This is a genomic window from Desulfobulbus elongatus DSM 2908 (genome assembly GCF_000621145.1).
Taxonomy (GTDB): Bacteria; Desulfobacterota; Desulfobulbia; order Desulfobulbales; family Desulfobulbaceae; genus Desulfobulbus; species Desulfobulbus elongatus.
This window is the reverse complement of the sequence record NZ_JHZB01000061.1, coordinates 1-6,727: the sequence shown is the minus strand read 5'-3', so window position 1 is coordinate 6,727 and position 6,727 is coordinate 1. Positions and strand designations below refer to the sequence as shown.

Sequence of the window (6,727 nt, the reverse complement as noted above, 5' to 3'; positions counted from 1 at the left end):
GGTCGATGGACTGCGCCGTGAACAACAACACCGCCTCGATACCCAGGAAACCAAGACCTTGAAAGGAAACCGCTTCCTTTTGCTCCGCAACTACCACGAACTGCCCCACGACAAAAAGGATCGTCTCGATGACCTGTTGACGGACAACCAACCCTTGTTCACCATGCACCTCATCAAAGAACAGTTCCGCCTCTTCTGGAGCCAGGGTACGGCAGACCGCGCCAAATCCTTTCTCCTCAACTGGTGTTTCGATGCCCTGACCTCAAACATCAAACAGCTCTGCGCGGTCGGTTCAACGATCCTTGCCAGCATGCAGGGACTGCTCGGCTATTACCCCCACAAGACCACCAACGGTCCCCTGGAAGGACTCAATAACAAAATCAAGACCATGAAGCGCCAGGCCTACGGCTTCAGAGACATGGAATACTTCAAGCTCAGGCTCTATAACCTCCACAACTCCGGGTACGCATTTGCCGGATGAACCACAGTTACACCCGGAACGAACGCCCCGATCAGAGGGGATTGCAACTATCGGGACTGCGCCATTCAGTGGGTCGTTCCTGTTTGCCGGAATGAACATAACCGGAAGATTTGGCCATCGACCCGGCCACCAAGGCTTCTCAACTCACCGGACAGTTGCCACCCTCCGTGCAGCGTGGTGTCGGCGACAGCGGTACATCACCGCTTGCTGTGGATTCATCCCTTCAATGTCGTGGCCGAACTGATCAGGCAAGCGTATCTTCGTTCCGAAAGCTCCGGGTTCCGCTCGTGATCGCTTTCCCCACAGCAACGCAATGGAACGATGGTTTCCCAGACTGTATCGACAGGTTGAAGCGTACTCTTGGACGACACGGATCCGCCATGCGGCCGATGACCTTTTTTCAGGCTTCTGTCAGCCTTCGTCGGGCGCATCATGTCTTGTCCGCGTTGACAATGGAACAGGCCGATCGGCCGCCATGCCCCCGCCCCCGCCATTGTCACCTCCTCCCACCGGTCCTTTTTTATTTTCCTTTCCAAAAAAATATTTCTCTGTCCGTATCCCTTTTCAGAATCGCCTGAACAATCAACCGTTTTAGGAGGTGTTATGGAAAGTGCTGCCAGAAAAATCGTTGCCCTCGAGAATGCCCGTGTCATCGGCCATATTCAGCTGGAAGCCCAGAAACAGCCGCCAGTGGCGTCTCCCGCACCACCATCCCCGCCGTTGCCGACCAGTTCCTTTCTTTGCGACTTCGCCGGATTCGCCACCGACAGCGGCCAGTTACGCCGTGAGCACAATCGGACTGTGAACGAGATCCTGGCCTTGCAGGCGGAAAACCGCTGGCAGGATATTGTCGAACTCTTCCATCCGGTCGAGGACAAGGCCCCGGAACTGGTGGCGGCCGGAATGGAAGTGGATGTCCGCAGCAAGGTGGCCTTTGCCCTGGTCCGGTTACGCCGCACCGACGAGGCCATCCGCACCCTGCTGCCCGCCGCCACCCGGCAACCCGACGATGCCATGATCCGGTACACCATCGGTTACGCCGCCCTTGACGAACTGTTCACGGTCCGGACCGAACGGCGGATCGTTCCCGGAAAACGGAAGAAAGAGCTGATCGATCTCGCGCATGCCCATTTCTCCGCCGCCCGAGCCTTGCGGCCGGAGTCGGTCACCTTCTGCTACCGGGAGGCGATCCTGTTCAAGGAAATCGAAGACAAACCGAAGTTAGCTGTTCCGCTTTTTGAACAGGCCATTGCCAACTGGGAACGGCAAAGCGCCCAGGAGCGGGAACGGCACCACCAGCAGCGGCCCAAGTACGTCAAGAGTCTCTATCATCTGGCCTCCTGTCTGCTTGAGGCCGGCCGAGCCTCCCGCAGCTTGCAGTTGCTGGAGAAGCTGGAACAGGAAGACCGCGACGGGAAGTTTCTGCATCCGATGTTTCGCCATTTTGCCTTTGGCAAGGTGTTGCATGCGCTGAACCGGGACAAGGAGGCCATTGATCACCTCGAAACAGCCGGCCATGTCGCCGAACAACATCAGCCAACGGATTTTGTCTGGGAACTGGCGGCCCGGTGTGCTCTGCGCCTGCGACAGGTGGACAGGGCCGAACGCTCTATCGCCAGGGTGCCGGCTCATCGCAGGCGGCCCTATGTGCGCTGGACCGAGGCCGACATTCTGGCGGCTTCGGGCAAGGTGGACGAGGCCCTCCAGGTGCTGCGGCAATGCAGCGAGCGGGACAAACGTTCCCGTCATGTGAGTCTGATCCGCATCAGCCGCTTGCAGCTTCATTTGCAGCAGTATGAGCAGGCATTGAACGCCGCGATGCACGCGGTGCGTTTCTGTGAGGAAACTTACGGCAATCCGTCCAAAGAGGCCCAATTCTGGCAGGCCGCCAGTCTGCATCTGCTGGGGAGGAACGGGGAGGCCGGGGAACTGTTGACTGTGCTCGAAGCCGGGCATTTTCAGTATCCGCATTTCAAACGTCTTGCCGGTCTGGTCCGGGCGGCGTTGACCAGGGCACCAGAGGATGACGTGGTCGGGCAAGACGCTCCGGGGAGGGAGGAGCATGGCGCAGCGTCAGTCAATCAGTGAACCGCAGGCCGTTCCCAACAGAGACCATCGCCTGCTGCTCGATCGAATCTGCAAGGCAGGGTTTGACGAGGCCGGCAGGGCGTTCGTGGTCCGTGCCTTTGCCAGCGGTGTATTTTGGGCGGACTTTTCCGATGAGGAAGTAATGGAGTTGGCCGTTGTCGCCCAGCAGCACGGCCTGTTCGACGAGGGGGTGGCGATTCTGGACTGGCTCAACCGCGAGCGGCCCCGGTATGCCGATGGCTGGAGAGCGCATGCCGAATTGCTCGATATTCTGGGTAAACGCAAGGAGGCTGCCCGGGTCGCCGCCCAGGCCCGACGGTTTCTTCCGGCCGAAATCACGACATCCTGGCAGCCCGCCTCCTCGGTGTTTGTTCCATCGGCCGGGGAGGACGAGCGTTTTCTGGAGCCTTTTGTTCAACTGCGCCGTCAGGACGAAGAAACGCAAGGATATATGACCCTGTTTCGTGGCCGGGAAGATACTTTTGCCCGTCAGTGGGCCAATCGCGAAGAGGGGAAACAGGGCTATGTGCCGGTGCAGCGGCCGATGCAGCCGGAAGATGTACGCGAGCATCTCCAGGGACGCAAAACCTATGGCATATATCTGCTGACCGGAGAAAGCCGGGTCTGGACCGGTGTCATCGATGTCGATCTGGCGATCGGCCTGCGAGACCGGAGAGCCGCGGAAAAAGAGAAGGCGGCCATCCGGCGGGAATCGGTCTATTTGTACACCCGCCTGCTGGAGATGGCCGGCAACGCCGGACTGACCTGTATTGCCGAGGTCAGCGGCGGCAAGGGATACCATTTCTGGTTTCCGCTTGCCCAGCCGGTAGCGGCGGCGGATATGCGCAACGGCCTGAAAACGTTGATTGGCAGCTTGGCCAATGATCTGCGCTGCTTCACCCTGGAAATTTTTCCGAAGCAGGATCATCTCACCGGCAAGGGGTTCGGCAATCTGGTGAAACTGCCGCTGGGCATTCACCGCGTCACCGGCAAGAAATCCTATTTTGTCGGCGCCAGGGGGCAGGCAACGGCAGATCAGTTGTCCTGGTTGCGAACCCAGCGGCCGGCGGCAGCCGAAAAAATACTGACCCTGGCGGAACGGCATCGGACAGCGAATGTGATGGTGCACCCGAAACTGGCGGCCTGGGCGTCTCAATACCCGGAACTGGCGGAACTGGAAGCCAAATGCGCCATGCTGGGACAACTCATCGCCATGGCCCGTTCGGCAAAGGAACTCTCTGTGCGGGAGGAAAAAATCCTGCTGGGCACGGTTGGTCATCTGGAGCGGGGCCGGCTTTTGCTGCACCATTTGTTTTCGCGCATGCCGGAGTACAACCGGCCGCTGCTCGATTTCAAGATCTCCAAAATTCGCGGGACCCCGCTGGGATGCAAGCGGATCCACAGTCTGATGGATCAGGCCGGTGGCGGGGAGTTGCCCTGCGGATTCGATCGGAGCGGTTATCCGCATCCCTTGCTCCATCTCGAGAAGTATCGACAACAGCCGGCGATGCAGGAGAAGGTCGTCGATCTCAAGGACGCGCTGGTGTCGCTGAAGACCGCCATCGTGCAGGTCGAACGTTTTTTGTGAAGGGAAATCATGCAGACACTGTATGTACTCGAAACCGGCAGTTATCTCCGCAAGGAGGGGGAGACGCTGGTCATCTGCAAGGGGAAACAGCGGGTGGAGACGATTCCGGCGGCCGGGTTGAAACAACTGACCCTGGCCGGGAGGGCCTCGATCAGCGGGGCGGTGTTGGACTTCCTGATCAATCACGGCATCGACACCGTGTTCATGACCATGGACGGCCGATTCCGGGCCAGGTTGCTGCTGGATGACTCCAGCCACACCGCTCTTCGGCAGCGGCAGTATGTGCGGCTCAACGATCCTGCGTACAAACAGGGGCTGGCGGCGGTCATCGTCCGGGAAAAGCTGGAAAATCAATCCCGACTGCTCCTGCGGCGCGCCTCCCAGTACGATCGGCCTGAATTACGGACGGTGGGAGCCCAGATCAAGGCGTTACGCCGGAAAAGCACGGCCGCGGCCGATCTTGAGACCTTGCGGGGGATCGAGGGGTACGGCTCTCGGCTCTATTTCAGTGTCTTTGGCCTGTTGTTGCGCAACGAAGCTTTTTATTTTCACGGCCGTAACCGTCGCCCGCCCCGCGACCCGGTCAATGCGCTGCTTTCCTTCGTTTATACCCTGTTTACCAACGAGGTGCTCAACGGTGTCAAGAGTGCGGGGCTTGATCCCTATTGCGGCGCCTTGCATGAAATAGCCGCCGGACGGCCGTCATTGGCCTGTGACCTGGTTGAAGAGTGGCGACCTTTTGCCGAAAGACTGGTCCTTGGACTGGTGAATCGCAAGGCGATCCGACCGGAGGATTTCGTGTTCCGCAACGAGCAGGAACGGACCGAAGGACAGCTGCCGGTCTCCATGAAACCCAATGCGGCGCGGGCGCTGATCGCGGCGTACCAGCGCCAGTTGGAGGAGCGGTTGCTCTATCCGCCGACCGGCCAGAAGACCGCCGTGCGCTGGATCATGCACAGCCAGTGCCGCCATTTTGCCGAGAGTCTCAAAACTGGTGCAATGTATTCTCCTTTTCAGGTGCCCAGGTGAGGGGGCCTGATCCTGGCGGATGAGAAAAAAGGGAGGGTATGGTGTACCTCATCTGTTTTGATATCAGCGATGATCGGGTTCGGTATCGGGTGGTCAAGGTTCTGAAAGGAGTCGGACGACGAGTACAGAAATCGGTCTTTGAATGCCCTGATCTCAGCGAACAACGTCTGCTGTTGCTGCAAAGGAAGATGGAAAGCCTGATTGACCACGGCTCGGATTCAGTGCGTTATTACCGGTTGTGCAAGGCCTGTGTGGCTGAGGTGGAATGGACGGGGAGCGGGGAAGCGCCGATAAAGGAACGCTTTCTGGTTGTGTAGAATACCGACTTTTGAAGTTGTTTGAGATTGTGGGCAAAGGAGGTTGTGAATTGTTGCCATGGTAATGTTGTACCCATGTAATCGCGTGGTATCTGCACGACTTTCTTTGCTTCCCATGCAAGAAAAGTAGCGAGTCGTCCTTGAAAAAGGCCTTTTTCAATTTGCCAGAGTGGGCGCTCCGGCATTTTTCTTCAGCCCTTCGGAGCAGCACCAGAGAATCAAAAACACTTCGGCAAAAAGAAGCAGCAAATTGTTCCTCAACTTCTTGAGGATCAAACGAATATTGTGCCCTGCACCACAGAGCAGGGCATTGATTGTGTCACCCAATGCACCCAGCAGGTAGTTGCGTCCGAGCTTGCCATCCGTCTTCATGTGCCCGATCACCGGCTCAACAGCGCTGCGCCTCTTCAGTTCCTTCTTCATCTGTGGTGTCATCCCCCGCCTGCGGCCGGAGATCAAGACCTGGTGGCTTTTGACATCGTGGCCACGGTAGCCCCGATCAACGAAGCTGCGTTGAACCGTACAACCCGTGATCCGCTGCACCTGCTCAATTGCCCTGGCCAGGGTGTGACCGTCATAGGGATTGCCGGGTTCGGCCAGCATGCCCACCACGAAGTTGTCGCGATTGGTGGTCGCCACGCTCACCTTGACCCCGAACTCGTACTTCTTGTGCGCCTTGCCCTTGGAAATGCATTCGACTTCCGGCGCGTGCAGACTGTAGAGCTTATTCTTGTCCTGTTTCTGCTGCGTCAGCAAGCGCTCGGCCAGGGCAAGCTCCGGAAGAAACGCGGGGTGAAGATTCTTTTGACTCTCGATTTTCCGCACAATGTCCCGGTACACCCTGCCCAAATAAGTCTTTAGCCGTTTCACCTCCCGACGGGCTCTTCGGGCTTGGCGGGCATGAAAATACCGGCCGACCTTCAACAAGGCCTGACGCCCAAGCCGAGAGTAACTCTGCCGAAGACCAATGCCCCACGCCGCCGCCAGCTTGACCAGCCGCTCCCGGCTCCGGTTGTACAGGCGTGAATCAGTCGGAAACGCCACCGCCTTTTCCTGGACGGTCGTATCGACAATCACTCGCTCCAAACTGGCCGGAGCCACGGCTTTGCTCGCCAAACCAACCTGCACGGTCAGCTTCAGAATCAACTCCGACCCTTGCTCGCCTATCCGTTTCCGCCAGCGACTCAACGAAGACGGATCGATCGGCAACTCATGCCGGAAGTA

At 58.3% G+C, this 6,727-nt stretch carries 6 protein-coding genes; 5 read left to right on the top strand and 1 reads right to left on the bottom strand.

What is annotated here, in order from left to right; all coding sequences use genetic code 11:
* The 5 genes from Q362_RS0117185 to cas2 form a co-directional block, all read left to right on the top strand.
* A partial coding sequence (locus Q362_RS0117185) for a transposase (RefSeq protein WP_028319639.1) occupies window positions 1-481 on the top strand: 481 nt, incomplete at its 5' end.
* Between the two features lie 603 nt (window positions 482-1,084).
* Window positions 1,085-2,569 carry a tetratricopeptide repeat protein gene (locus Q362_RS21505; protein WP_157470295.1) on the top strand — a complete coding sequence of 495 codons (1,485 nt, stop codon included), beginning with the start codon at window positions 1,085-1,087 and terminating at the stop codon, window positions 2,567-2,569.
* Complete coding sequence (locus tag Q362_RS0117175; protein ID WP_051554454.1) at window positions 2,544-4,157, top strand: CRISPR-associated primase-polymerase type A1; 1,614 nt, start codon at window positions 2,544-2,546, stop codon at window positions 4,155-4,157. The genes Q362_RS21505 and Q362_RS0117175 overlap by 26 nt, the downstream gene beginning before the upstream one ends.
* Before the next feature lie 9 nt (window positions 4,158-4,166).
* The gene (gene cas1, locus Q362_RS0117170; protein WP_028319637.1) at window positions 4,167-5,186 is read left to right on the top strand and encodes a CRISPR-associated endonuclease Cas1; all 1,020 of its coding nucleotides are present in this window, start codon (window positions 4,167-4,169) and stop codon (window positions 5,184-5,186) included.
* Between the two features lie 38 nt (window positions 5,187-5,224).
* Window positions 5,225-5,503 (top strand): CRISPR-associated endonuclease Cas2, encoded by a 279-nt coding sequence (gene cas2 / locus Q362_RS0117165; protein ID WP_028319636.1) that lies wholly within the window; start codon window positions 5,225-5,227, stop codon window positions 5,501-5,503.
* A gap of 156 nt (window positions 5,504-5,659) precedes the next feature.
* On the opposite strand, the gene Q362_RS21500 is transcribed toward cas2, so the two are convergent.
* On the bottom strand, window positions 5,660-6,727 hold a 1,068-nt coding region (locus Q362_RS21500; RefSeq protein ID WP_051554453.1), incomplete at its 5' end, for an IS5 family transposase.

Bases quoted from the DNA above. Each gene is read 5' to 3' on its own strand.
- Q362_RS21505 (WP_157470295.1), top strand. From the start codon at position 1,085: ATGGAAAGTGCTGCCAGAAAAATCGTTGCCCTCGAGAATGCCCGTGTC.
- Q362_RS0117175 (WP_051554454.1), top strand. From the start codon at position 2,544: ATGGCGCAGCGTCAGTCAATCAGTGAACCGCAGGCCGTTCCCAACAGA.
- cas1 (WP_028319637.1), top strand. From the start codon at position 4,167: ATGCAGACACTGTATGTACTCGAAACCGGCAGTTATCTCCGCAAGGAG.
- cas2 (WP_028319636.1), top strand. From the start codon at position 5,225: ATGGTGTACCTCATCTGTTTTGATATCAGCGATGATCGGGTTCGGTAT.